The 25957-nt window shown below is 41.9% G+C and carries 27 protein-coding genes; 1 reads left to right on the plus strand and 26 read right to left on the minus strand.

Annotated features, from left to right (window positions below; translation table 11 throughout):
• Position 1 precedes the first annotated feature (1 nt).
• The 24 genes from JR334_04160 to JR334_04275 all read right to left on the minus strand — a co-directional run bounded on the left by JR334_04160 (position 2) and on the right by JR334_04275 (position 23784).
• Complete coding sequence (locus tag JR334_04160) at positions 2–556, minus strand: cell division protein SepF (GenBank protein ID QRN86425.1); 555 nt, start codon at positions 554–556, stop codon at positions 2–4.
• Between the two features lie 11 nt (positions 557–567).
• Positions 568–1254: a YggS family pyridoxal phosphate-dependent enzyme gene (locus tag JR334_04165; GenBank protein ID QRN86426.1), complete on the minus strand. Its 687-nt coding sequence runs from the start codon at positions 1252–1254 to the stop codon at positions 568–570.
• A complete protein-coding gene (gene pgeF, locus JR334_04170; protein QRN86427.1) occupies positions 1251–2072 on the minus strand; it encodes a peptidoglycan editing factor PgeF in 822 nt (273 codons plus the stop codon). The genes JR334_04165 and pgeF overlap by 4 nt, the downstream gene beginning before the upstream one ends.
• Positions 2072–2539: a transcriptional repressor NrdR gene (nrdR, locus tag JR334_04175; protein QRN86428.1), complete on the minus strand. Its 468-nt coding sequence runs from the start codon at positions 2537–2539 to the stop codon at positions 2072–2074. The genes pgeF and nrdR overlap by 1 nt, the downstream gene beginning before the upstream one ends.
• 15 nt (positions 2540–2554) lie before the next feature.
• Complete coding sequence (gene ftsZ, locus JR334_04180) at positions 2555–3667, minus strand: cell division protein FtsZ (GenBank protein ID QRN86429.1); 1113 nt, start codon at positions 3665–3667, stop codon at positions 2555–2557.
• Between the two features lie 14 nt (positions 3668–3681).
• Entirely contained in the window at positions 3682–4032 is a 351-nt protein-coding gene (locus JR334_04185; protein QRN86430.1) for a small basic family protein, read from the minus strand.
• 9 nt (positions 4033–4041) lie between these two features.
• On the minus strand, positions 4042–4776 hold the full coding sequence (locus JR334_04190; protein QRN86431.1) for an FtsQ-type POTRA domain-containing protein: 735 nt from the start codon (positions 4774–4776) through the stop codon (positions 4042–4044).
• 35 nt (positions 4777–4811) lie between these two features.
• Positions 4812–6989, minus strand: a complete 2178-nt coding sequence (gene murC, locus JR334_04195) for a UDP-N-acetylmuramate--L-alanine ligase (protein QRN86432.1) — start codon at positions 6987–6989, stop codon at positions 4812–4814.
• A gap of 72 nt (positions 6990–7061) precedes the next feature.
• On the minus strand, positions 7062–8150 hold the full coding sequence (murG, locus tag JR334_04200) for an undecaprenyldiphospho-muramoylpentapeptide beta-N-acetylglucosaminyltransferase (GenBank protein ID QRN86433.1): 1089 nt from the start codon (positions 8148–8150) through the stop codon (positions 7062–7064).
• Position 8151: 1 nt separating this feature from the next.
• The gene (locus JR334_04205) at positions 8152–9273 is read right to left on the minus strand and encodes a cell division protein FtsW (protein ID QRN86434.1); all 1122 of its coding nucleotides are present in this window, start codon (positions 9271–9273) and stop codon (positions 8152–8154) included.
• Entirely contained in the window at positions 9245–10609 is a 1365-nt protein-coding gene (murD, locus tag JR334_04210) for a UDP-N-acetylmuramoyl-L-alanine--D-glutamate ligase (protein QRN86435.1), read from the minus strand. The genes JR334_04205 and murD overlap by 29 nt, the downstream gene beginning before the upstream one ends.
• A gap of 29 nt (positions 10610–10638) precedes the next feature.
• On the minus strand, positions 10639–11595 hold the full coding sequence (locus JR334_04215; protein ID QRN86436.1) for a phospho-N-acetylmuramoyl-pentapeptide-transferase: 957 nt from the start codon (positions 11593–11595) through the stop codon (positions 10639–10641).
• Positions 11588–12991, minus strand: a complete 1404-nt coding sequence (locus JR334_04220; protein ID QRN86437.1) for a UDP-N-acetylmuramoyl-tripeptide--D-alanyl-D-alanine ligase — start codon at positions 12989–12991, stop codon at positions 11588–11590. The genes JR334_04215 and JR334_04220 overlap by 8 nt, the downstream gene beginning before the upstream one ends.
• Positions 12984–14468, minus strand: coding sequence for a UDP-N-acetylmuramoyl-L-alanyl-D-glutamate--2,6-diaminopimelate ligase (locus tag JR334_04225; protein ID QRN86438.1), 1485 nt, complete (start codon positions 14466–14468; stop codon positions 12984–12986). Before JR334_04225 ends, JR334_04220 begins: the two co-directional genes overlap by 8 nt.
• A 1-nt stretch (position 14469) precedes the next feature.
• Positions 14470–16596, minus strand: coding sequence for a PASTA domain-containing protein (locus JR334_04230; protein QRN86439.1), 2127 nt, complete (start codon positions 16594–16596; stop codon positions 14470–14472).
• A gap of 13 nt (positions 16597–16609) precedes the next feature.
• Positions 16610–17095 carry a hypothetical protein gene (locus tag JR334_04235; protein ID QRN86440.1) on the minus strand — a complete coding sequence of 162 codons (486 nt, stop codon included), beginning with the start codon at positions 17093–17095 and terminating at the stop codon, positions 16610–16612.
• On the minus strand, positions 17088–18029 hold the full coding sequence (gene rsmH / locus JR334_04240) for a 16S rRNA (cytosine(1402)-N(4))-methyltransferase RsmH (protein ID QRN86441.1): 942 nt from the start codon (positions 18027–18029) through the stop codon (positions 17088–17090). The genes JR334_04235 and rsmH overlap by 8 nt, the downstream gene beginning before the upstream one ends.
• Before the next feature lie 11 nt (positions 18030–18040).
• Positions 18041–18478: a division/cell wall cluster transcriptional repressor MraZ gene (mraZ, locus tag JR334_04245; GenBank protein ID QRN86442.1), complete on the minus strand. Its 438-nt coding sequence runs from the start codon at positions 18476–18478 to the stop codon at positions 18041–18043.
• A gap of 205 nt (positions 18479–18683) precedes the next feature.
• On the minus strand, positions 18684–19175 hold the full coding sequence (locus JR334_04250) for a small multi-drug export protein (GenBank protein ID QRN86854.1): 492 nt from the start codon (positions 19173–19175) through the stop codon (positions 18684–18686).
• Between the two features lie 198 nt (positions 19176–19373).
• Positions 19374–21527, minus strand: coding sequence for a xanthine dehydrogenase family protein molybdopterin-binding subunit (locus tag JR334_04255; protein QRN86443.1), 2154 nt, complete (start codon positions 21525–21527; stop codon positions 19374–19376).
• 15 nt (positions 21528–21542) lie between these two features.
• Positions 21543–22166 (minus strand): hypothetical protein, encoded by a 624-nt coding sequence (locus JR334_04260; protein ID QRN86444.1) that lies wholly within the window; start codon positions 22164–22166, stop codon positions 21543–21545.
• A gap of 22 nt (positions 22167–22188) precedes the next feature.
• On the minus strand, positions 22189–22545 hold the full coding sequence (locus tag JR334_04265; GenBank protein ID QRN86445.1) for a YlbF family regulator: 357 nt from the start codon (positions 22543–22545) through the stop codon (positions 22189–22191).
• Positions 22538–23233, minus strand: coding sequence for a formate dehydrogenase accessory sulfurtransferase FdhD (locus JR334_04270; protein QRN86446.1), 696 nt, complete (start codon positions 23231–23233; stop codon positions 22538–22540). Before JR334_04270 ends, JR334_04265 begins: the two co-directional genes overlap by 8 nt.
• 38 nt (positions 23234–23271) lie before the next feature.
• Positions 23272–23784 carry a YigZ family protein gene (locus JR334_04275; protein ID QRN86447.1) on the minus strand — a complete coding sequence of 171 codons (513 nt, stop codon included), beginning with the start codon at positions 23782–23784 and terminating at the stop codon, positions 23272–23274.
• Positions 23785–23946: 162 nt separating this feature from the next.
• Between JR334_04275 and JR334_04280 the strand changes: the two genes are divergently transcribed.
• Positions 23947–24312 (plus strand): hypothetical protein, encoded by a 366-nt coding sequence (locus JR334_04280; protein QRN86448.1) that lies wholly within the window; start codon positions 23947–23949, stop codon positions 24310–24312.
• A 33-nt stretch (positions 24313–24345) separates the two neighbouring features.
• Here JR334_04280 and JR334_04285 read toward each other — a convergent pair whose 3' ends face one another.
• Together JR334_04285 and JR334_04290 are read right to left on the minus strand one after the other, a co-directional pair.
• Positions 24346–25524 (minus strand): NAD-dependent malic enzyme, encoded by a 1179-nt coding sequence (locus tag JR334_04285; protein QRN86449.1) that lies wholly within the window; start codon positions 25522–25524, stop codon positions 24346–24348.
• An 8-nt stretch (positions 25525–25532) separates the two neighbouring features.
• Positions 25533–25934, minus strand: a complete 402-nt coding sequence (locus JR334_04290) for a CBS domain-containing protein (GenBank protein QRN86450.1) — start codon at positions 25932–25934, stop codon at positions 25533–25535.
• Positions 25935–25957: the final 23 nt, after the last annotated feature.

Consider the following 25957-nt stretch of genomic DNA (forward strand, 5'->3'; position numbering starts at 1 on the left):
CCTAAAATTCTCCTTCTTCTTCGATAGGTCCTGATGGTTTGGTTCCAGTAATTTTTTCTATTTCCGGTGCACTCTTGTCTGCTGTATCCTGCTTCTTCTTTAGAGACTCTACACCTAAGGTATCTGGTGCAAAGAGAATAATACCTGCACTGATTTTATGTACTGTCCCACCCAAGGCATAGATATTACCAGACATAAAGTCAATAATCTTTCTGGCATCTTCATACTCAACTTCTTCCAAATTGATGATGATGGCCTTTTTTTCTTTCAGAAAATCAGCCGCCTCACGAACCTGGTCAAAATTATCTGGTTCAACAATAAACAGCTTCATCGTGTGAATCTTTTGTCTACCATTTCGAAAGAAATCCTCTGCTGGTGATTCAGGGTCCACTACGGGAATCGACGGTTCACTGGCTACACGTCTTTTTTGTTTAGGCTTTCCTTTGCTGAGCACCTTGACGTCTCCATACACAGATTCTTCCATTTCATCGGTTTCCTTATCATCAACAACCTCCAAGCCCAAAGCCGAAGTGATTCCATCAATAAACTTAGCCATCGTATACCTCCCTATTTCGAATAATCTCTTTTCCCGAGAATTGCAGTACCTACGCGTATGTGTGTTGCACCTTCTTCAATAGCGATTGCATAATCGTTGCTCATCCCCATCGATAGGACATCCAATTCTTTCCCCTTCTCGTTCAATTCGTCAAGCAGTGTTTTTAATCCTTTAAAAACAGGTCTTGTTTTTTCAATTTCTTTATAATGAGGTGCCATAGTCATAAGTCCGCGAACCTTTACACCTGCTAATTGCTCAACTTGCTCTAGAAATTCTGGCACATCCGTCGGTGTGAGTCCATACTTACTTTCCTCACCTGATATGTTTACTTCAAGTAAAATCGGCATCACCTTATCAAGTTTCAATGCTCGTTTGGATATTTCCTCAGCCAACGACAGACTCTCAACTGCATGAATCATGCATACCTTGTCGATGATGTACTTTACCTTGTTTTTTTGTAAATGTCCGATAAAATGCCAATTGGCCTCACGCTCAAGTACTGGGTATTTTTCTCGAATTTCTTGTGCCTTGTTCTCACCCAGGTCTCGGATACCCAAATCGATCAGCTCTCTCATGGGTTCCACTGGATGGTTTTTGGTCACCCCAATCAAGGTAATTTCAGATGCATCCCGGCCAGAACGTTCAATGGCCTGATTTACTTTTTCCTGCACAATTTGTAAGTTTTCCTTGATGCTCATTTTTCTATTTCTCTCCAATCCATCATTATGACTCCTGCCATCCTGCCAGTTTGTCCCTTATCTCTCCTATGTGAAAAAAACAAGGTTTCCTCTCTATAGGTACAATGCGTAGAAACGCATACATTCTTTCTTGCTATACCAAATTCAAGCAATGCCTCGGCGAGACAGTTTCTCAAATCAATATAATGCAACCCGTTTCGTTCTGCAATATTTTTTCCATACCCTGCGTCTTCAAATCGTCTTTTCACATTTTCATCTACCCCATAATAGTCTTGACTAATACAAGGTCCTACATAGATTTGTAGGTTCTCCCGTTTAACGCCCACAAGCGTTTCCATGCCTTCTATGGTTCTTTCTGTATTGTGGGCCACTATACCCCTCCAACCTGCATGTACGACACCTATGCAGCCTGCTGAACGGTCATACAATAGGACTGGTACACAATCCGCAAAAACGGCTACCAGCGGTATACCCGGTTGATTGGTGAACAGTGCATCTACACCTGGCATTGTACTAGCAAAGGTTCTAGCTCCACGACCGCAATGTTCTTTCGTAACATAGACTGAATTGCTTCCGTGTACCTGCTCGCCCCAAACACTCTTATCAAGATCAAATCCCAGGGCACTAGCCCAAGCTTCCCGGTTTTTCAGCACTCTTTCTTGAACATCATTTACATGAAGGCCTAAATTCAAGCTTTCATAAAAACCTCTACTCGTTCCACCTAAACGAGTGCTAAAACCATGCAATAGCCCTTTTTGCAACAATGGCTCAGCTTGTATCCAAGCAAAGCCATCTTTTTTAACTATTATTTCATCCATCATTTTTCATTGTGCCTTTTTTCTACCAAGCTTTCAAGTTCAGTCATGAATGTCTCTACGTCTTTAAACTCACGATAGACTGAAGCGAAACGAACATAAGCTACAGGATCGATGCCTTTGAGTTTTTCCATCACCTTTTCACCAATCTTTATGCTGCTAATTTCCCGTTCAGAATCGTTCATGAACTCCCGTTCAATCTCGAGTGCTGTTTTCTCCAAAGTTTCCAAAGAAATCTCACGTTTTTCACAGGCCTTCAACAATCCAGTCAACAGCTTATTCCGGTTAAAAATATCCCTGGTGCCATCCTTTTTAACTACAACCAAGGGTACATTTTCAACTCGCTCATACGTTGTAAAACGACGGCCACATTTCAAACATTCCCGCCTTCTTCGTATGGCTTGATTATCTTCAACTGGCCTGGAATCCAATACTTTGGAATCCTCATGCCCACAATAGATACATTTCATGATTTTCTCCTGTTACTACAGTTTTTCAAGAAAGTCTGCAAAGTCAATTGTCTTCGCTCCAAATGGGTTCTCGTTACTTTTCTTAGCGAAATCCCTTTCTCCTTGGCTCAGCAATTCTGTTTCTGGTTTGCTTTTGCTTACCGGTGCTTCAATCGTCCGAACCACTTCTGCTTCGGTGTTGAATCCTGTCGCAATAACGGTAACCTTGATTTCCTCATCCATGTCCTTGTTTACCTGAGCACCGAAAATAATGTTGGCATCTTCATCCGTGGCCTCGGTTACCAAATCAGCAATTTGACTCACTTCAAAGATTGTCATATCTTCGCCACCTGTGATGTTAAGCAAAACCCCTTTGGCTCCTTCAATGCTGGTTTCCAACAATTTACTGGAAATAGCCATCTTGGCAGCCGCTTCTGCTCTGTTCTCCCCTTTTGCAACACCGATACCCATTAAGGCAGAGCCACGTTCATTCATGATGGTCCGCACATCCGCAAAGTCAAGGTTAATCATGGCCGGAACCACAATCAAGTCGGAAATACCCTGAACCCCTTGGCGCAGTACATCATCCGCCATGCAAAAAGCAGCCGTCATTGGTGTATTTTTATCCGCTATTTCTAGTAGTCGATCGTTCTTGATTGTAATCAGCGTGTCCACTTCTTCTTGAAAATTCTTTATGCCTTGGTCGGCAAAACGTCCCCGACGGTTTCCTTCAAAGCGGAACGGTTTCGTCGCAACACCTACTGTCAACGCACCTAGTTCTTTACTTATCCTAGCTACAGCAGGAGCAGCACCAGTTCCGGTACCTCCACCCATACCACAGGTAATAAAAACCATGTCGGCACCTTGCAATGCTTTGTTAATCTCATCACTGCTTTCTTCCGCTGCAGCCAAACCAACATTAGGATTCGCACCAGCACCCAATCCCCTGGTTAATTTCATTCCTATTTGTATCTTCTTTGATGCTCTTGACATCTGTAGTGCCTGAGCATCTGTGTTAATTGCAATGAATTCCACTCCCTGCAGACCCGCCTCGATCATCCGGTTGATGGCATTGGATCCACCGCCACCGACTCCGACAACCTTTATGGTTGCATATTGTTCAAAACTTACATCTTCGAATTCCAGCATGTCATGCTCCTTTTCTATTTCTCTTTTCTTCCTTCGATAATCAAGATTCTCAGTGTTGATACGTTTTGGAAAATTCGGACACCGAAAGCTACGATGGCCGCCATATACAACTCAACGCCCAGTTTATCACCCATATAGGCAATTGAAGCTGCTACCAATCCATTGATTAAAAAACCTGATAGGAATATCTTGTAGTCAAATCTTGACTGCATTCCAGCCTTAGCTCCGCCCACAACTGTATCTAGCGCTGCCAAGGCAGCTAGTGCTACATATTTACTCACTGAAGCCGGTATCTCTAAGGGAAAGCGTGTCCCAATGAGAATCCCTGCCAACAGTCCCAGCAATGGGATAAAAATCTTTTTCATACATTACCTCTATTCATATTTAACAACAGGCTTTTCTGGATCCGATAAATCGAAATATTGGATTTCAGGATAACGCTCCATCAATTCAGAGTCTTGCAATAATCCTACTAAGAGTTCCAATTTTTTCTCAATTTGCTCATCTTGTCCTAACGAAATCTTTAGCCCGTCCTCTAAATAAATATTCCAAGTGTTTAGCATCGGTTCAATCTCATAGACTAAGTATCTATAGCTTTCGGGAATCTTTTGTTGAAAAGCCAAGACCTCTTGGGTCTCCTTTTCCACAATTTTCTGTCCAAGATAAACAGGTTCATCCAATGAAGTACCTGCATAATAAGCTAAATGTTCCACCGGTAAGGTACGAACCACTTCCATGACCACTCCGTCAGAATCCAAAACCACGAATCGGCCGTTGCTAGCCATTAAAAGACTGGCTTTTCGTTCCCAGATTTGAATGTTAACAGCATCAGGAACTACCCGTACCACCAAGGCATCCTTAATTAGGACGTGGCTTTTCAATTTTTCCTCAATGCCAGCTGCAGGAATCTTCCACAAGGCCTCTCCCAACTCAATGCCACTAAGAATGACAAGGTCCTCTCGGTCAATCTGTTCAATGCCTTCCAACCGGATTTCTTTCACCTTGAATACTTTGGCCGTATAATCTTTAAGATACAGCCAAGACACTACTAGGATTACGAAAATCAATAGGACAAGCCAAATATTTAATTTTCTTTTGTGCTTCCCCATAACTTCCTCCCATTATATCAGATATCAACGGTCCTTCATATACGATAGTCGATAAGAAGCACTTCTGTTTCCAAGGAAATTCCAAATTGTTCTAGAACCCTATTCTGACAAATCTTAATCAAACTCAAAATATCTTTCGCACTAGCATTACCCAAGTTAATGATAAAATTGGCGTGTTCGCTAGATATTTGCGCATCCCCAACCTTATAGCCTTTCAGACCACATTCTTCTATGAGCTGTCCGGCACTCTTTCCCGGTGGATTTTTAAAAGTACTACCAGCACTAAAACCAGACGGTTGAGTTTTACGCATCTTTTTGGCCGCCTTCATACGACCTTCAATTCTGCTCACATCGTCTTTGTACATTCTAAGGCGAACATCCAATACTATTGTTGGTATCGTATTATCCATGAACTTTGTATGCCGGTATGTGGCATTTGCCTCTGTACAGGAAAGGTTATGGATTCGACCCTTATCGGCCACTCGAACCTGCTCTACCAAATCCCAGATGCAGACATCCTTAACACCTGCATTCATATATATCGCCCCACCCAGTGTGCCTGGTATACAAGATAAAGCCTCCAGCCCGCTAAGGCCTTCCAGCATGGCTTTCTGAGACAGTAAGGCCATTGATATACCTGCTTGGGCAACCATGCAATCTCCATCCAACTTCCATTTGGATAAAGCACTTCCAATATGAACCAAAGGCCTTGTCAACAAATCATCGGAAAATAGTACATTTGAACCGTTGCCCAGAATAATCCATTTCTCATCCACCAGACCACTTATTTCTACTAGTTCCGTTTCATTTTTCGGTTCAAGGAATATTGCACTAGTCCCCCCCACGTGCCAACTATTCAAAGAAACTAGCTTCTTAATCCCAGCGTTGAGACCTGTCCTATGGCAAAATTGCATGTTGGCTACTATGGCGTCACCAATTTCTGTGATATTTCCAGCGCCGATAGTCAAAATCAGATCGTTTGGCTCTGCCTCTTTGATTGCAGCCATGGCCATCTCTTCGATGGTCCCAATATAGGTCACATTGTTTTTCTTGCATAACTCAACTAATTTTTGACTACTGACTCCTGGTATACTCTCCTCACCCGCTGAATATATATCCGAAACATAAGCAATATCGCAGAGTGTCAACACGTCAGCAAATTCTTGCATCAGCTGTTTTGTTCTTGAATATCGATGCGGTTGAAACAAACCAATAATACGCTTAAAGCCAATTTCCCTTGCTCCCCTTAACAAAGAACCAATTTCTGATGGATGATGTGCATAGTCATCTACTACTGTAACACCGGATTCTTTACCTTTTAATTGAAAACGCCGACCCACACCAAGGTAATTTAAAAAATATTGACTAATTTCCTCAGACTCAAGTCCTATGTACCTTGCGCAGATATATGCACAAAGTGCATTTAGTACATTATGGCGTCCCGGCATATGAATCGATAAGGTTGCGATAATCTCTTGATCATATTGTATGTCGAATACTTGGCGCCCTTTTACATAATGCACATTCTTCGCAGTATAGTCTGCTGGTTCATCCAAGGCAAAGGTAATTTTCTTATCTAAACCTTGCGCCAAGCGTCTTACCCTAGGACAGTCAATTCCCAAAACCGCAATGCCGGGCTCGTCTGTGGCAAAAAGAAACGCATTAAAAGCATTTTCCATGTTTTCCATGTTTCCATAATGTTCTAGATGGTCATTTTCTATGTTGGTAACGACCGCGATATGGGAGTGTAGATTCAAAAAAGACCCATCGGATTCATCCGCTTCGGCGACCATATATTTTCCTTTTCCATAAATGCCATTGCCTTGCATCCGTTCCATATATCCACCAACAACGCACGTGGCATCAATTGAAGACTGCATAAGCAATGAGCTTAGCATAGAACTAGTCGTCGTCTTACCATGGGAGCCAGCAATATTTACTGATTTTTTTTCTTCAGTCAACATTTGCAGTACTTGGGAACGGTGCAATATTGGTATACCCATTTCTTTGGCGCGCACATATTCCGCATTGTTCTCACGAATCGCCGTAGATACCACCACATAATCGATATCTTCAGTAATATGCTCAGCATTATGTCCAATGTTAATAATGGCGCCTTGCTTACGTAAGCGCTCTATAACTGGAGATTCCATCATGTCTGAACCCCGGACGATATCTTGCTTTTCTATATAAATTTTTGCTAATGCAGCCATGCCGCATCCACCTATTCCAATATAATACCAGGTTTTCATTGTTTCCCCGCTTTTCTTGTTACAGTTCTTCGATTATAAATATGGTGCTAGGACCTCCATGATCCTGTCTACTGCATTAATTTGTGCATAGGATTGGGATGATGCAGACATCCGCTCTATCGTTTCTTTGTTAAAAGTCTTAATGGTATTGATTAGTTTTTCAGCGCTCAATTCTTTTTCTTCTAATAGTAGCGCTGCACCCGCTTCTTGTTCAGCCTGTGCATTAAATCTTTGGTGGTCTGAAGCAGCGTGGGGAAATGGTATTAAAATCCCTGTTAGACCCACTGCATTCATTTCTGCTAAAAATGAAGCGCCTGCACGTGAAATCACCAAGTCTGCTTGGTGCATCAGCTTTGGCATATCATCGCTGAAGGATAGCAATTTTATTTGGGTTGGTATTGTCCCCGAAAAGCGCTCCTTAAGCTGTTCTTCTACGATTAGGTAGTTTTTTTCACCTGTTAAGAGAATCATTCGGTATCCATCAGATATTAAATCTGCTGACGCTGCAAGCACTGCATCATTTATGGGCTTGGCTCCTTGGCTACCGCCAGAAACCAAGATCGTAATCCCATCCTTATCTTTTTTGCTGCTTCCTTCTGCTTGTCTATGAAAGGCACCCCGAATTGGAAGCCCCGTATGTATAATACCCTTCTTTTTCCAAAAATGTGCTTTGCTTTCCACAAAAGTTACACAAATATTCTTAGAAAACAGACTGCCTAGTCTGTTTACCAATCCTGGAAAAGCATTTTGCTCATGCAGTACCACAGGAATGCCCAATGTCCAGCCGGCCACAATGACAGGTAAACTCACATAACCACCTGTTGCAAAAATTAGCTTGGGTTGTTTTTGCTTTAAGATGGACCTAGCCTCTCCGATACCAATGAAAGCTTGGTGCAATGCTTTTAACTGTTTTCGAACGCTCTTATTCATAACACCAGCAGCGCTCACCGGAATAAAACAATAGCCCATTTGACTTACAATTTTTTCTTCCATTCCACCGCGACTCCCGAGATAACAAATCTCCAAATCGCCTCGTCCCATTAGGGCTTCTGCTACTGAAATAGCAGGGTAAATATGGCCTCCTGTTCCTCCACCTGTTACTGCAATGCAATTTTGCTGCATATCAACTCTCCTCTGAATATCTGGAAACATTTAAAATTAGTCCCGATGCCGCTAGCGTAATCAAAAGGGATGTACCGCCATAACTGATGAATGGCAAGGTAATGCCCGTTGTAGGAATCATATTCGTCACAACAGCAATATTGATAAATCCCTGCATGGATATAAGGTAGGTTAACCCAATAGCCAAATAGCGCATGTAAAGACTGGGTGCTTTTTTGGCAATACTAAATCCACGATATGTAAATAGGATAAACATGGCAATTACCAAGCTGGCTCCTATGAAACCCGTTTCCTCTGCAAGTATAGCAAATATAAAATCCGTATGTTGCTGAGGTACCCAATAGATTTGTCTACTATTGCCTAAACCTAGTCCACGTATTCCCCCAGATCCGATAGCATACAACCCTTGTAGGATTTGGTATCCACCGTCTAGTGGTTCCAGCTTAGGGTTCTTAAAAATCTCCCACCGGCGCATCTGGTAGGCACTCTTCGAAATAGTTAGGATTCCTAATCCTAAACCACCAAAGCCCATCATACCCAAATGCATAATTTTCGACTTAGCAATAAAAAGCATAAAAAAGCCAGTGGTCGCAATCATAAAGGTCGTTCCCAAATCAGGCTCCGCCAAGACTAATCCAGAGATTAGGCCAATAATCAGTATCGCTACCAAAAAATTGGGCCAAAATTTCCGAATATTTTCCTTCCAGCTACTTAAAATGCCAGCCATTAAAAACACCATAGCAAGTTTAGCAAGCTCTGACGGTTGAAAACGGACGGGACCAATAAACATCCATCTAGCTGCTCCATACTCCTCTGCCCCAACACCGATATAGAGCACTGCAATCAAAGTACCCAACACAAATAGGCAAAACAAAGGGGTAAAACGCTTTACGAGCGTAAGTGGCAAAAACATGGCAATGAAAAATACAAAAAGTCCCAGTATCGCCCATTTAAGCTGCTGGCTAAAGTAATAAAAAATCTTTCCCTCATCCCCTAGGCTTCCACCGCCTAATGAGCTCGAAGAAAATACCATCAGCAAGCCAAATATTAACAGGATCATGATAGATAAAATCATGAGGAAATCTGGATTTTTTTTATTGGATACTTCCTTTTTCGATACCATGCACGATCTCCTTAAAGGCCTCACCGCGGTGCTCAAAATTGCGGAAAAAGTCAAAACTTGGGCAGGCTGGTGACAGCAGTACTATATCGCCCCTTTTGGCTTTCTTTCTAGCTAGTAGAACCGCTTCAAGCATCTCATTTACCTTATAATAGCGACTCATGCCAGCTTTCTCAAGAGCCTCAGCAATTTCATCTTTTGTCTGACCAAAGAGAATTACCTCTACATCTCTACTTACAATAGTCTTAGCCAACTGGGAATAGTCTGCTTTTTTAGGACTTCCACCCAACAGTATAAATACTTTAGAATTATAACTATTCAATGCCATCATGGCTGAATCAGAATTAGTAGCCTTTGAGTCATTTATATACCGAACACCATCAATACTGCAAACCTCTTCTTGTCGATGCTCTACACCCTTGAAGCTTCGAATTCCTTCTGCAATTTCCATGGTATTCAATCCCAAAGCATGGCAGATACAGATCGCACAAAGTGCATTTTCAACATTGTGTTTTCCAGGAAGTTTTAGCTCACTTCTAGGCATAATGGAAGCCACATGATTTCCCCGCCGCAGCCACAAAACCTCTTCCTCTAAATAAGCGCCCTCCACATGCTGCTTGGTACTGAAAAAAAGCACCTTTGCTTTGGTTTCACCAGCCATCATTCTAAGTTCTGAATCATCATAATTCAAAACCGTATAATCTGAATCTGTTTGATTTAAATAAATTCTTTTCTTAAGTTTTATGTATTTTTCCATCGTTTTATGACGAGCCAAATGGTCTTCTGTTATGTTGGTGATGGCTGCCACCACTGGATGGAATTGACGAACTGTTTCCAGTTGATAGCTAGAAACTTCAAAAACACCAATGGTATCTTCCTTTGCTTGGTCAACCAATAAAGAAAGTGGATCGCCAATGTTGCCAGCCATCAAGGAATCTTTCTTTGCACCTTTCAAGATATGATCTACCAAGGTAGTCGTGGTGGATTTTCCATTGGTACCAGTTACAGCAACATAGTTTCCAGGAAAATATCGTGTTGAGAGTTCCATTTCTCCAAGCAATTCTATCCCTTGCGACTGTATTTGCCTAACAATAGGGCGGTCCAACGAAATCCCAGGAGAAATTACGCAAAAATTATATTTTGTAGCTTCAACATTGAAAGAATCATCTGAAAAAAACAAATTCAGATTCTTCTGCTTAACAGATAATTGATTTAGATCTGCCTCGCCCCTCTTAATTTCATCATATAAATCAACATCGGCACCCGAACGGCTTAGTAGATTCGCCACAGCTAAGCCACTTTTGCCCATCCCGAGAACCAATATTTTCTGCTTCTTCATAATGTCCGTTTATCCTCCATTACCAATCCTTATAAAATAATAAGAACACCCAGTAGGCAAAATACTAGTGATACCAAAAAGAACACACCAACAATCTTTACTTCCGTCCAACCTTTCAACTCAAAATGATGATGTATTGGACTCATGAGAAAAAGACGTTTCCCCCCAGAATATTTAAAATACATCACCTGTAAGATAACCGATAGCGTCTCACTTACAAACAGGCCACAAAGAATAATCAGCAGAAGTTCCAGTCCCATTTGAATCGCCATCACTCCGATCAAGCCGCCTAAGGCCAATGACCCGGTGTCACCCATAAACACCTTGGCTGGATATCGGTTGTAAAAAAGAAATCCCAAAAGAGCACCAACGGCAATAACTGCTACGCCTGCCAAGGAGACATTCCCAAAGCGTGTGGCAATAAATGCCATGGCCAGAAAAACAGGAAGGCTACTTGTTGCTGCCAAACCATCTAGGCCGTCCGTCAAATTCAAAGCATTCGGTACCGCAAGTAGCACCAGGATATCTATCGCGAATTTTATCCAAAATGAATCCACAACCCAGGTTCTACTAAACAAATATAGGTAGTCGGATGACTGTCCAGCCAGCGCCAGTGATAGTACGATAGCAAGAATTAACTGTCCTATGAATTTTTGTTTTGGTGTTAAGCCTTCATTTTCTTTTTTGCGAATTTTTAAATAATCATCAGCAAAGCCCAGTATGGCAAAGCCAATAAAGCCAATCATAGGGATTAATTGTTTACTATAGCATCCTAGTGCAAGCACAACAATTGGTATGATAAATATAAAGCCACCCATGGTTGGAGTACCAGCCTTTTTCAAATGCCCTTGGGGGCCATCCAATCTTATTTCTTGCCCAAATTTTAAGTGTGTTAGAAACGGTATCAAAATTTTTCCTGTTACCAAAGCCCAAAGTAGGGCCAGACTAGCGGCTATCAGATACCCTCTTATCTCAAGGTTATTCATTATTGTCCTCATTTACAATCTTATCGATAATCTCTTCTAGTTTCATGCTCCTTGATCCCTTGACTAGCACTGTATCTCCCAGTTTCAATTGCGTCAAAAGATACTCCGCTGCTTCATCATTATTGATACAGTGAATTGCCATGCCTGGCTTGTAATCATTTGCTCCCTCTACTATATACTTGGCTAAGGGGCCCACACCAACTAGCAGGGCTACACCTTTTTGAGCAGCCATTCTTCCAATCTTTCTATGCTCTTCTTGTTCTATTTCTCCTAATTCTCGCATATCGGCAAGCACGGCTATTTTTCTTCCTGGATGCATCTCTAAGATACCTAATGATGCACTCATCGAATCTGGATTGGCATTGTAACAGTCATTGATAATCTGACTGTTTCCTACCCCCTTTTGATAAGATAATCGTTTGTCACTTAACTTTAAATTTTCTATACCATGGACACATACATCTAGACTCATTCCCATCTTAAGTCCAACTAGTATGGCACTTAAGGCATCAAGCACATTGTGTTTGCCGAGAAGTGGCAAACGGCATTGATGGCTTTGACTTTGGTACGTAACGTCAAAAATTGTGCTTGTACCCTCTTGAAGTATGTTTTTGGCTTGAATACTATCCGATTCTGAAAAGCCATAGGTTAGAACCTGTCCATTGCATTTTGTTTTCGCTTTATTTGTCCATTGGTCTGTTCCGTTTAGAATACAAATACCATCCTGGGGAATAGACAAGAGCAACTCCGTTTTCGCTCTAAAAATATTTTCTTGCGTTTTTAACAGTTCCATATGCGTCAAGCCTATGTTGGTTATAATGCCAATTGTAGGTAAGGCAATATCACATAACTTCTCAATCTGTCCCAGCCCTCGCATACCCATTTCCAAAACTAGTACTTGATGTTCCGGGGCCAGGCCTAGAATTGTAAGTGGTAAACCTAGCTCGTTGTTAAAACTACCATGGTTGGCTTTAACTTTAAACGACTGTGACAAAACATCCCGGACCATGTCCTTCGTGGTAGTCTTACCACTAGAACCGGTCACCGCCACGACTGGAATATTGAATTTCTTTCTGTACCACCTAGCAAGCTGGTGCATAGCGTCTAACACGTTTTCCACCGGAATCAGTCGTGTGCTATACTTATCCAATTCTTTTAAAGCTTTATGCCCTTTTTCTACAATAGCTATGGAGCCTTCCTTTTTTAGGATATCCGTTAGGTATAGATGCCCATCCGTTCGCTCTCCTCTGATAGCAAAAAAGAGGGCCCCTGGTACCACAGCCCTACTATCCGTGACTACGGATGAAATCTGGTCACGCCCATATTCTTCATACTTGTCGCACCCCAGCAGCTGTGCAATTTCTCGCACAGTGCCTATGGTTCTTTCTTTACTCATCTCTCTCCTTGATCGCTTCTCTCGCAATTAGTAAATCACTAAAAGGATATTTTTTTGTTCCTATAATTTGGTAATCTTCATGTCCTTTTCCAGCAATAAGCACTAAGTCACCTTTTTTAGCCATGGCAATTCCCTTTTGAATAGCCTTTCTGCGATCAGTAATCGTCTCATACCTTCTCGCTGGAACGGTTACACCTGCCAGTATGTCCTTGATGATTTCGGTGGGTTCTTCTGTCCGTGGATTATCCGACGTAATAATCGCATAGTCACTTTCTTCAGTTCCAATTTTTCCCATAATAGATCGCTTGCTGCGGTCACGATCACCGCCACAACCAAAGATGCTGATTACGCGATGCTCCGCTACCTGTTTGGCAGTACGGATGGCATTCTGCAGGCTATCTGGAGTATGGGCATAGTCTACCACAACAGCAAAGTCCTGCCCTTCCTGGACTGGTTCAAACCGACCAGGAACCTTGGTTTCTGCCAAAGACCTCTTAATTATATCAGTTTCGATTCCCTCTTCAAGAGCTATGGCGACCGCTGCCAAACAATTATACACGGTAAACTCTCCTGTCATCCTTAGATGCATTTGCAAGGAACCCAAGGGATGGATTAATTCAAAATCTATGCCATTTAAGCCGACGTGAATATTCTTAGCCATATAGTCAGATTCCGCATGAATCCCATAGGTAAGCACTTTACATGATACGGTATCGGCTATTCTTTTGGAATAAGAATCGTCATTATTTAGTACAATATAGCGACCTTTTGGGTTTTTTATTTCCATTTCATCAATCTGCTTAAAAAGGCTAAGCTTTGCTTGGAAATACTCTTCCATATTTGGGTGAAAATCTAAGTGGTCCTGGGTTAAATTCGTGTAGACACCAACCTGAAAGTCACAGCCATATACTCGTTCCAATGCCAATGCGTGGCTCGAAACCTCCATCACTGTATATTCTGCGCCCTTATTTCGTAGTATTCCAAGCATCTCTTGGAGTTCCCGCGATTCTGGGGTGGTATGGTGGGCCGGCAAAATTTCATCATCTAATGAATTCTCAATGGTACCAAACAGTCCAGTCTTATGCCCAGCTGTTCGAAGAATGGTTTTCAGTAGCATCGTAGTCGAAGTTTTTCCATTGGTTCCGGTAACGCCAATAAGGCCTAAACTTTGAGAGGGATTCTCGAAGAAATTGGCGGAAAGAATTGCCAATGCTCTTCTGGAATTTTTCGTATGCAAGCATCGTTTAGCAGAACACGATTCCAGTTTTGCCCTATCTTCTCCTATGACTGCAGAGGCACCATTTTGGATAGCACTTTCAATAAAATCATGGCCATCCACAACTAGACCTTTAATTGCTATAAACAGATATCCTTCTCTAACATTTCGGGAGTCATAAGCAATACCCTCGACTTCCATTTCTGTATTTCCGTGTACGATACTGTGTTCTACGTTTATTAATAATTGATCGAGTTGCATATTACTCCTTTCCACACGTTACTATAACGGTAGATCCTCTGGGGGCCAAGGTGCCTGGTTTGGGATCTTGTTCCAAAATAATCCCTTCACCCACCACAGAAATCAATAACTCATCTTGGTCTAATCGGTCCATCGCCTGATATACCCGAAGCCCTTTAATATCTGGAACGATAATTTTTGTCTCTAGGGCATCAATATGTGAAAGCGTAAGCTGAACAATACTTCCTTCTTCAACGAGACTGCCCACCGTTGGTTCTTGATAGGTAACGATATTCCCCTCTTCAATATACTCTGGTTCTAAATTCATATCTAAGAGCGTCGATGCCGCCACTTCTACTTTGGTCCCAATCAAATCTGGCACGGCCACTACAGCTGGTATTTCCTCGGTTGAATTGGATTCTGTTTCTTCCGAAGAATTGTAAATCTGTTGGTAATCTGGCGCAATTTCCAGCTGTTCCAAGGATTCCTTAAGCACCATGGCACAAGTTGGACCAGCTGTATTTCCTCCCGAAGCATCCGGGTCAGATGGTGCATCTACAATCACAATGCAGACGACTGCAGGATCTTCCATCGGCGCGACTCCTACAAATGAGCAGATAAATTTATCTTTATAATACCCTCCTGATTCAGAAGGTTTTTGAGCTGTTCCTGTTTTCCCACCAGTACGGTAGCCTTCAATAGCGCCATTTTTGCCCGTCGCATCTGTCACTGTGTATTCCATCATTTTACGCATATCCATCACAGTATCCATTTGGATAACCTGTGTATTGGTTCTTCCGCTATGTTCTTCTACGATATTACCGTTTTCATCTAAAATAGCCTTTACGAGTACTGGTTCGATTTTTGTTCCATCCCCGATAACAGTAGATACTGCCGCTGCCAATTGAACTGGTGTAACGGCTATGCCTTGACCAATGGCCGAGGTGGCAATGTAGATATCTCTATTGTCTTCAGGCATGATACCCGCTGCTTGAGCTGCATAGGGCATACTGGTCTTTTGGCCAAATCCTAGTTTCTTGTAATATTCATATAGTAGACCCTCATTTTTTTCCTTGGTTCTTAGCGCGGCTTCAACAAATACTGGATTGCAAGAATTCCCCAAAGCCTCCATAAAGGTCTCATCACCATGCGGTCGATAGTAGCGCCAACATTTAATCGATAGTCCACCAGCACTGGCAAAACCGTCACAATAAAAATGATCTGTTATTTCCAAATCCGTACCGTCTAGCATGGCGGCTGCAGACATCAGCTTAAACGTTGAACCTGGTTCATAGACCTCTTGAACTGCAGGGTTCAGCCAATTCTCTGCTGGATAATTGCCATAATCTGCAGGATCGAAATCCGGCATGCCCGTCATGGCTAAGATTTCTCCATTCTTTACGTTCATAACAACGATGGTAACTTTCTCAGCCTCTTCGCCAAGGAGGAGCTCAGCAGCTCGTTTTTCGACCTTATACTGCAAATTAGAATTAATGCTCAGTTGCAAGTTGAGTCCCTGGGTCGGTTCCTCATAAGAATGAACTGTTTCTGGAATCTCCCGATTTAGTGAGTCTGTTTCAATACTGATTTTTCCTGGTTTACCAACCAACATTTCATCATAGGTGAGTTCCAGTCCCGAAAGCCCTTGATTGTCAAGGCCAGCGAAGCCTAGGGTCTGCGAAGCGGTTCTACCCTTTGGGTAATAGCGTTGTGCTTCTTCAAATAACTCTACACCTGGAAAGTCATAGGCCTCAATCTTTGGACCCGTCTCAAAAGGAATCTTTCGTTTTAGCCACACAAAACTACTGTTGCTCGTCAACTTCTTGAAGACAGTTCCTTCATCCATCCCCAATAGTTCTGCTAGCGTGGCAGCCATTTGTTGCACATCAAACTTGCTTTCGCTGATTTCTATTGGAAATACCGCAACAGATTCGCCATAGGTACTCGTCGCCAAAAGTTCCATATTGCGGTCAAATATATCTCCCCTATTTGATTCTATGGTTACCTCTTTTAAACGATTATTAAGGGCAGTTTCCTTATAGGACTGCCCTTGAACGATTTGTAAATTTGCCAATCTATATATAAGAACACAAAACAACAGTATAAATGTTACAGTAGCAAATGTAATACGGTCATGTTTACAGCGCATCCATCATTTCTCCTTAGAAATTCCACCTCAACAGTATATCACTGATTGACTGTTGTGCACTAGTTAGCAACGGAAACTCCTGATTATTTCCACTAATATCCGCTAAGGATGGATAGTTTGATTCTTGTGATACTTCTGGTGCCGTGTAAGCCATGTTAATCAGTATGCACTGTTCTTTTTGGGGCGTGACCATGCTCATTTCTTCAATGGCCTTCTGCTCTACTAAGTCTAAAGAATCTAGATAACCAATTTCTAAGCGCAACCGTTCATTTTCAGTTTGAATAGTCGCAATTTCATTTTGTAAATAGGCCCGTTCCTGATATCTAGCGTCTACAATTCCTATACTACCTAAGTAAAAAAAGCAGCAAACGAAGGTTAGAAATACTAGAAGCAAGGTATCTAGTTTCAATTTATTCCGTCGTAAAATAGAATCCGGTGATTTAGACTTTGTGATTTTCCTTTTAGGAGCATCATGTTTTCCGCTTTTCTTTCTATTCATAGGATTCAATCCTTTCAGCACCCCGCAGTTTAGCACTTCTTGCCCTGCGGTTGTCTAATAATTCCTTTTCTGATGGTACGATTGGTTTGCGGTTCACAATACTAAGCTTTGGCTTATTTCCACATACGCAAATTGGGAAATCCGGAGGACAGGTGCACCCTTTCGCTTGTTGTTTGAAAAAGTCTTTTATCAGTCGGTCTTCCAACGAATGGAACGTAATAATACTCAGTCTGCCATGCGGAGCCAAATAATCTACTGTTTTCTCAAGTGCTGCTTCCAGTGAGCCCAATTCATCATTCACACTGATTCTAAGTGCCTGAAACGTTTTTCGCGCAGGATGACCGCCCTCCTGCCTAACTTTTTTGGGTATAGCCATCTTGATAACGCGCACCAAATCTGTCGTAGTTTGAATTGGCTTAATCTGTCTTTCTTGAACAATAAATTCTGCAATTCTTTTTGCCCAACGTTCTTCCCCATATCGAAATATGATATTTGTCAGTTTTTCAGCCGAATAGCTGTTCACAATATTTGCAGCATTCAACGTCTGGCGTTGGTCCATTCTCATATCCAGCGGAGCTTCCAAGTGATAACTAAATCCTCGCTCCCCTTGGTCGAGTTGTGGGGAGGAAACACCTAGGTCAAACAAAAATCCATCTACTTTATCTATTTCCAACTTTTCAAGTACATCATCCAAATCTCTGAAATTTGAACGTACTGCCAAGAAATTGGGGTTTTTTATAAATCGCTTATTCGCATTTTCGATTGCTGTTTGATCTTGATCTAATCCAATCAATCTGCCACTGCCATTCAGTTTCTCTAATATTAGAGTAGAATGACCACCGCCACCCAAGGTGCAATCTACATAAATCCCACCTTTTTTGACATTCAGCATATCCACTGTCTCTTGCAAGAGTACTGTCGTATGTTGAAACATCGTATTCTCCTTTATAAATCTAAATCAAACTCAGACATCTTTTCTGCTAAGGAGTCGTAGTCCATGTTCTCCGACTGATTATACTCATTCCAGTTTTCAGTAGCCCATAACTCAACTCGAGTAGAAACTCCAATGATGGTTGCCTCCTTGAGCAACTTTGCATGTTTAATCAAATTCGCAGAAATTGTGACCCGTCCTTGTTTATCGAGTTCACACTCAATAGCGCCAGAAAAGAACATCCTATGAAAATCTCTAACGCTCTTTTTGGTAAAAGATAGAGCTTTCAGTTTTTCCTCAATGGTTTTCCATTCCTTCATAGGATAGATAAATAGGGAATTGTCCATTCCCTTGGTCATCACAAAGTGAGTACCCAGCCCATCCCTAAATTTCGCGGGGATAATAATTCTATTTTTGCTGTCCAAACTATGCTGGTATTCACCAATAAACATCTTTTACCCCCACTTTCTACCAATATTATACTACTTTCCTCCACTTTACACCACATTTATTATTGCTTCGCCCACTATAAAAGTCTTGTACAATAAAAATAGGTATAAAAAAACATAGGCCCTTGGCCTATGTTGGGAAAAAATATATTATCTTTTCATCGTTTTGTCTGTTGTTGTGTTTTTAAATACTGTCCTAGCGATAACCCTATTGTTTCGACTGATGCCATATGCCGAGTGCTAGTATTGCAAGCCCTGCTCCTATCGCCAATACAATATGTTCTCCAGATAATGAAAGGATACCCATAGAAATACCTGTCATTAAGAGACCGACTACTATTACCCCTAACGATATGGCCAAAAAAGCCTTCAAGCGATTTACCCTAAGAAGATAGGCTAGCAAGGTCCCGGTCCAGGCTCCGGTACCTGGTGCTGGGATACTTACAAAAACGGTTAGCCCAAAGATTTCATACTTTTCATAGCGTTCTTTTTTTCGCTCAGCAGAACTAAGAATCCGGTCGATGAACCGCTTCATCGTCGCATTCTTAGATAGAATGCGTATCGCTGGGTCCAAAAATAGTAGTATTGGTAGTACTGGCAAAATATTACCAGCAACCGCATAAATATAATTTGTCATCGGAGCAATACCCCAAGCAATTCCCAAAGGAATGGCTACCCTAAGCTCTGTAATGGGTAGCATTGAAAGAAGGAATACTCGCCACTCTACTGGCAAGCCCGTGACAGCATTTATTATCCATTCACTCATTCATTTCTCCTTACCTTGATGCTCATTAATAAAGTTGAGAATATTAGATGCTCAAAAGAGCATATTTTGCAAGCAATATACCTATGCTAGCACGGTGCAAAAACTTGGTTTTAGCACAAACACACTATACCACTATACCCTATCCATGAATTCTTGAATTGGTAACATATCAATCGTCCTATTCAAAGCCACAGCTACCGCATTACACACTGCTGCTACACTAGGTACTGCAGAAATTTCGCCGATGCTTTTGGCTCCAAATGGGCCAGCTTTTTCATTGCTTTCAATTAATTTCACTTGGATATTTGGCATTTCTTTTGCATGGACTAGCGGATACTTTTTAAAGTTATCATTTATTAGTTTCCCCACATTGTCATATCGGAGTCCTTCTTTAAGAGCCATGCCGATACCCATCTGGACAGCTCCTTCAATTTGGCCTTCTAGGCTTAAAGGGTTAATCGCTCGACCAATATCATGGGCAGCCAAATAATCCAGTACTTGGACAACCTGCGTTTTCTTATGTACACGCACTCGCGCAAAATGAGCAGCGTAGCTCATGGGGTCTGCTTGGGAGACAAAGGTTTCTGAGCAACAAATATCTTTGCCACATCTCGTAAAAGCATCGAGTGCATAAACAGCAAGATCCACCTGCTCTAATTCTAAGCCCGTGTCCTTTTCCACCATTTTTTTCATGCTGGTAGCAACCTTGACAGCTGCATTTCCCGCTACAAATATGCTCCGGCTGGCATAGCATCCTAAATCATAAGGGCATGCCGTAGTATCGCCATGCATGATTCCAATTTTTTCCATCGGAACACCCAATATAGCAGAAACCATCATCCGAAAGCTAGTGTTGGCACCTGTTCCCATATCTACCGTACCTGTAGATAAGATTAGACTTCCATCCATATTCAATTTAAGTCCCATGGTCGTGAGGTCAGTATGTACTGGATACATTCCGTTGCCATGTATACCCAAGGCTAAGGAGGCACCATACCAATACTCTTCATCCTCACTAGAAATACCCAATGGCCAATTAAAAGCGTTTAATCCTTCATCGATACATTGTTTGAGTCCAATACTGCCGAAAGACTTTTCATCCCTCAAATCTTTGTCTTCAGGACCCAAGGCATACTCTTTTCGCCATTCACCAGGATCTTGTGACAGATGTCTGGCCAGCGCATCAACATGATGTTCGAGTGCAGTAATTAGTTGGGTAGAACCATAACCTCGCATCGCAGAAGCTGTCGTTTTATTGGTAAGAACTGATTTTGCCCGATATCTCACATGCGGGATTTTATATAGGCGAAAGGGTTTGGCGCTCATAGCCCAAATAAAATCCTGCCCACTTGAGCAATAGGCACCCGCGTCGGCCACAATGTCGATATCCATTCCAATCCATTTTCCAGATTGTATATAACTACATATATCTGCCTGAATGCCATAACTCCTGCGGCTTGCCACCATGGTTTGCTTGCGCGTCAACACCAGCTTCACAGGACGTTTCAACTGGTAAGCCGCATAGGCGCATAGCGGTTCCAGGATGATTTCTAGTTTGGAACCGAAAGATCCCCCCATCGTCGTCTGCACGACCCTCACTTGGGCTTCACTAATGCCAAGCACCTTGGCACAAATCATGCGCGCTGAAAATATATTCTGAGTAGGTGTGTACACGACAACCCCACCCAGCTCATCGCAATCAGCCACGACACCATGGGGTTCCATCGCCGCTTGATGGTAAGAAGGAATTAATATTTTTGTTCTGAATTCCTTATCAGCATTTCCTTGGGCCACCTCCATGTCCCCACTCATCATTTCGCAGGTTCCGACTAGATTTCCCGATGGGTCAATCTTAGGCGCATCTTTTTTTAAGGCCTCTTCAATACTAAGCACGCTCGGCAAGGGCGTAATCTCATAACTAATCTCTTTTGCCGCTAGCTTTGCTTGTTCTTTCGTTTCGGCAATAACCATGGCGATGCGATCACCTTGGTGGCGAATCTTTTTAGAAAAAAGACATTCCTGAGCTGGAAAATCCTTTGTATCAAATGGAGCTGCACTATTATATACAGTATTCGGTGTATTAAAGAAGGTGTACACTGCCATTACACCTTCTGTTTCAAGCGCTTTTTCTATATCTACATGAATTAGTTCTGCATGCGCTACAGTACTGAGTACTAGAGCAGCATAAGCCATTTCCTTAAAACGCAAATCATCCACATAAGTAGCTCTACCCCTAGTCTTCACTTCTGCATCTTCTATGGGTATACGCTTTCCTATTATTTCCACAATAGTGTCCCCTTTTTAGGAAGGATTAACCATACCTTCCAATTGTTCCACAACTTGTTGGTCTTCTTCACTAGTAGCTAAATCTCTTGTTTTCTCAAGCCAATCTTTCGCTTCGGACAGTTCGTCGGAAACTACCAACAACTGCGTATACAAGGCGTTGGCCTCAAATGAATCTGGATATTGTTCTAAGAAAGTCTCATAATAGTCAGCCGCATCAGCATAATTATTCAATGCCGTTTCCAACATACCTATGGAAAGCAGTAAGTTTACCCTACTGTCATCTAATTCTAATGCTTTTTGGTAATTATCCTTTGCTACAGTTAGATAGTCACTTACGTCCTCACCCTTGTAGCTATTCCTTAGATTCGCTAAATTGTAATAGCTATCAGCAAGTAAAATGTAATTGTCCACATTTTCTGGTTCGGCAACAGTAGCATTTTGGTAATACTCTATATCTCCTTCGTAGCTACTAATCGCATTATCCAATTCATCAGCAAAGTCATTTTCTTGCGCTTCAGATTGACCTACTTGGCCTAATGACCTAAGGGCATACGAACCTACAAACCCTCCAAGAAAAGAAAAAGCCACAAAAGCAACAACTACCCTCATGACTTTTTTGTTGCGTAATAATTTAAACATATTTTTCTCCTATGGTATTCTACTAATGCAAAGCAATGTTCTCATTGTTATCTTTCGGTGTTTCAATGGACTCGAGTAAGATATTCTGAACCTCAGTAAGAACCTTGGTAAATCGATATTCAGCTAATAAAAACTGGTTGATTTTCTCATTATCGACGACACTTGAGTAAATTTCATCTACTTCTTCCGTGTCCGCAAACGGTGCTTCCTTGCCTAGCAAGGCATCCAGCTGTATTTCCCATTGTCTCTGTCTTAATTCCTCCAAAAGCTCGAAATTAGCCTCATCGTGTTCCAGCGCTGCCCTGGCCTTTTTATATTCCATGTATTCTTTGGAACCAACAATAGCATCCGCCAGTTCCTTCGCTATATCTTTAATCACACTTTTCCCCTTTTCCTATCCTATCTCCCGCATAGATATTCATTCTATTCCCACGAGCAAAACCCGCCAATGTCATTCCACGTTCGTTGGCTATTTCTATCGCTTTATCCGTCACTGCAGACATAGATACGGCAATAGGAAATCCAGCTGCAACTAATTTACGCATGATACTTTCAGATACCCGGCAACTTAACAAAATGGCTATCTTAGAAAAATCCCAACCATTTTTTAGAACCACTCCAATCAGTTTATCTAACATGCAGTGGCGGCTAATATCTTCCGTACAAGCGGTGAGTTCGCCTTGATAAATCAAGGCTCCATTATGTGTTCCCCCGGTCAGTGCGAATAATCCAGGCCTATCTCGTAGTTGTTGCATCCTATTCAATAAATCATCTGCATCGTAACGTAAGTCTGATATTATGCAATCCGCTTGAGTACGTTTCGCAATTTCAGGTAAAAGGACCTTGTTATCTTCTAGTACGACTGGGGTGTTCGCATTCACCTGATAGCCATTGCAATAGGCTAGACCTAGGGCGAGTAAGTCCCGTTCCTTATTCGTGCAAGGATAGCTTCCTAACCGTGTTTTTCCACAAATCACTTCGATCTCGTCCTCCATGATTACCTTGTCACGAACCGGTATATAGTGTCCTTTTTCATATCGAATAATATCTTTATTAGTATAGTACATGTCTACTTCTCCTGCAATTAATCAATTCTAGGCTTATTCTATATGACGTTAGCTTGCTTGGCAAACATTCTAAGCTGTTCTACAAAAGGCTCTGCCTGATTTTTAGCAATGCTAACCTGAATTTCAACATCTGCAAGGAATACTTCCTGTAAAATTTTCGCTCCATTATCCTTAATCAAATAATGAATTCTATCCACATGTTTATAATCGGTTAGAATACGAATCTCGCTGGTGACAAGAAGACAGGTAATCTCACTGCTTTCAAGCGCATCACGCGCTACCTGACTATAGGCATCGATTAAACCTCGGACACCCAACTTCTTACCCCCAAAATAGCGAGTAACTACGATTGCCACATTGGTTACATCTAAGGAATCGATGGCACCTAGGATTGGTCGACCAGCCGTGCCATGTGGTTCGCCGTTATCATCATAAAATTTGTGTTCCTTTTGGATCCCAACAACGTAGGCACTGCAGTTATGAGTAGCATCCTTGTACTTTATTTTCATCTCTTTAATCCAAGTCTTAGCCTCATCCTCAGTTTCCACCATTTTCGTTCTAGCAATAAATTCTGAACGTTCTACTACCAGTCTTTGCTCACTACTTTTACCAATCGTTCTATAAGATTCTGCGCTAATTATGACTCACCCCTTTTAGTTTGCATTGAAACTCTCTAGCATATATAATGAATTATATACTGAAAGGAGGCTCATATGAAACAAAAGTATCTTATTAATTTCGTTTGTACTAATAACCTGAACTCCGTCGAAAATATTGATTTCGAGTTCACTGTCGACAGAAACTTCCTTCCTTCCGGCACAATGTATGTCGGTGGCGTCTTCATGGTTATAAAAGACAGTGTCTACGACGTAGCCAAGGATGAAGCAGAAATTTACGCCACCTGTTACTATCCTAAAAATAAGGCAACAGACGCATTCGGTGAAGTGGATATTGAGGCAGCACAAAAGGTTACTTACGATGTAATTGCAATGCTTTCAGATAAGTACAAGCTGAAGGGCACTTATACTACTCGTAATGCAACTTGCAGACCTTACCGCACCGTTATTGAAAAAATGTAGTATATGTAAGAAAAGCTGGTTCATATGAACCAGCTATTTTTTTCGAGCTACACCACTTCGAATGGCCGCTTCCGCTACCTTTTCGCCAACCTTTATTCCGATTTCCTTATTCAATGCGTCAGGAATCACATATTCTGTCGATAATTCTTCAACTTTAACCAAATCCGCAATAGCATGAGCCGCAGCCACCTTCATTTCTTCATTAATGTCAGTAGCCATAACATCAAGCGCACCTCTAAATATACCTGGGAATGCAAGTACATTGTTCACCTGATTTGGATAATCGCTCCGTCCTGTACATACGATAGCTGCCCCGGCTTTTTTGGCTAGGTCGGGATTTATTTCCGGGTCAGGATTGGCCATTGCCATGACGATTGCTCCATCGTTCATAGAGGCAACCATCTCCTCTTTCACCACGTCCTTTGAAGAAACACCGATAAATACGTCAGCACCCTTCATGGCTTCCGCCAGGGTTCCTTTTAGTTCGCCTTTATTGGTCTTAGCCGCGATTTCTCTTTTGGCCTCATTCATGCCTTCGATTCTTTTCTCATATAGTATTCCAGTACGGTCACAAAGCACCAAATGTTCTACACCTTCTTGGAGTAAAAGTTTGGCAATGGCAATGCCAGCAGCACCGGCTCCATTAATAACGACTCTTACGTCACTCATCTCTTTTTCAACAACCCTAAGTGCATTGATCAGCGCTGCCAAGGTCACTACCGCCGTTCCATGCTGGTCATCATGAAATACTGGTATAGATAGCTCTTTCTTTAATCTGCGCTCTATCTCAAAGCAAGCCGGTGCGGCAATATCCTCGATGTTGATCCCACCGAATGTAGGCGCTATGGCTTTTACAACAGCTACAATTTCATCTGGATTTTTAGTTGAAAGACAAATGGGGAATGCATCTACATCACCAAATTCTTTAAAAAGAATGGCTTTCCCCTCCATGACAGGCATACTCGCCTGGCCTCCAATATCTCCCAGCCCTAGGACAGCTGTTCCATCGCTCACAATAGCTACAAGGTTCCCTTTGTTGGTATAATCATAAGCTAGCATTTCATCCTTGGCGATGTGGCGACACGGTTCTGCTACACCTGGCGTATATGCAATACTCAAATCCTTGTTGCTCTCAAGCGGCATCTTGCTCTTTATGGCAATTTTCCCTTTTGCTTTTTTGTGTGCTAATAATGATTCTTCGAATATGTTCATTTATCCACCTATTTAATCTGATCAAAACAATATGATATAATCTCACTTCTTCTAACAATACCAATGAATACGTTCTGGTCATCCACCACTGGAACAAAGTTCTGTTTTTTGGCTAATTCCAACAAATCCATCATATCAGAATTAATCGAGACCGCCATCATTTGGCGTTTTCTTTCAACATCCTTAATATAATACTTGCTTGTCGTTTCAAAGGTCAATCCTTTGGTATGTTTGATTTTCCAAAGAATATCGCCTTCTGTTAACGTATCTACATATTTCCCATCTGAGTCAATAACGGGAATCGCTGTATAGCCATGATATTCCATCTTTTCCAAAGCTTGTCTAATGGTTGATTCCTTATCGATAACAATAACGTCATTCTTCGGCAACAGAAAAAAAGCTATGTTCATTTCTACCCCTCCTTTGCCACTCT

This window comes from Clostridia bacterium (genome assembly GCA_016887505.1).
Classification (GTDB): domain Bacteria; phylum Bacillota; class TC1; order TC1; family UBA5767; genus UBA5767.